The sequence below is a fragment of the Streptosporangium sp. NPDC051023 genome, assembly GCF_040689595.1.
Taxonomy (GTDB): Bacteria; Actinomycetota; Actinomycetes; order Streptosporangiales; family Streptosporangiaceae; genus Streptosporangium.
Genome location: NZ_JBFBCE010000260.1, coordinates 1 through 1,188, shown reverse-complemented (window position 1 = coordinate 1,188; position 1,188 = coordinate 1). Strand labels below are relative to the sequence as shown.

The window sequence follows — 1,188 nt, the reverse complement described above, 5'->3', positions numbered from 1 at the left end:
GAGGTCTGGGAGAGTTCCGCGGCCGAGGCAGGTGGGGCAGGACTCGCTCACGATGCCCGCCTGTGGGTGCGAGCAGCCTCAATGGTCTCGTGGGCTCGGCCTTCGTACTCGTCGATCGTCATGACGACGGGCCCTCCGCGGTTGGCTCCACAGTCGCGGTTGCGGCACTCGACGCGGTCCTCCCCCTCAACCTGAGACAGGGTCGCGAGATGGCACTGGGGGCAGCGCAGCTGCTTGGAGATGCGGCGTGGACGCGTCTTGGCGGCGGCGGCGAGACGGTTGTGCCAGTACAGGATGCCGACTCCGAACCCTTCGGCATGGTCGGGGTGGGCGAGGATCCCGTCGAGGTGGGCCAGGAGCCAGCCGACGGCCGAGGTGAGGGCTGGGGCTGCTTCGCCGCGGTGAGGAGCGGTGGGCCAGCCCTGAGACTCCCGGTAGGCGCGTTCCCATTCGCGGAGCCAGCGGACGAGTTCGTCGAGGTCGTCGTGCGCCGGTGAAGGAGATCCCGGCTCGGGCGAGGAGGAGACGCGCTCAGCGAGGCTGAGAGAACCGTGGCCGTCCCCAGCGAGGAGCCGCAGCGTCATCTGCTCGTCGAGGTCAGTGAGGGCGGACCGTACCGCGGAGGAGTCAGATAGGCACCAGTACGGGGCGCCGGCCATCCAGCGGGAGGTGGGCTCTGCGGGGCGGACGGGCTCGGGGCCACGGTCCTCATCGGAGCTGGCGATCCAGTCGGCCATCTCTGCCTGCCAGGTAGCGAGAGCGCGAGCGTGGTCGTCGTGCTCGCGCCGAGGTCGGGCGTTGCACTTTCCAGGACAGACGCGATCAGACATGACAGCCTCCCCGAGGTCGTACGCTTTGGGCAGGCTTCGCGATCAGGCAGGGTCAGCGAGGCGGTCAAGGTTGGTGGGGCGGCTCTCCGTGGACGGACGGGGGGCCGCTTCTGCGTTTCAGCGCTCGGCGGCCTCCAGATCTTCCCGGCCTACCTGGATGAGCCATCGGCCCACGTCGATCAGTTGGCGGCTGGTGAGCTGCGGGGCTCCGGTGATGAGGTAGAAGACGCCGGTTCGTTGGCCGCGGTGGAGCTCGATGGGCGCCTCAGGGTGCACGTAAACCGAGGGAGAGGGAGGGGAAGCAATCATGGTCGTCTATTGTCCCAGCCGACCTGAGATGCCTATTCGCCGAGTTGGC

General features: G+C 68.5%; 2 protein-coding genes. Both read right to left on the bottom strand.

Annotation, left to right across the window (positions count from 1 at the left end; genetic code table 11):
• Positions 1 to 47 precede the first annotated feature (47 nt).
• The gene (locus AB0395_RS48550) at positions 48 to 830 is read right to left on the bottom strand and encodes a hypothetical protein (protein WP_366295165.1); all 783 of its coding nucleotides are present in this window, start codon (positions 828 to 830) and stop codon (positions 48 to 50) included.
• A 117-nt stretch (positions 831 to 947) separates the two neighbouring features.
• A complete protein-coding gene (locus tag AB0395_RS48545; RefSeq protein WP_366295163.1) occupies positions 948 to 1,139 on the bottom strand; it encodes a hypothetical protein in 192 nt (63 codons plus the stop codon).
• Positions 1,140 to 1,188 lie beyond the last annotated feature (49 nt).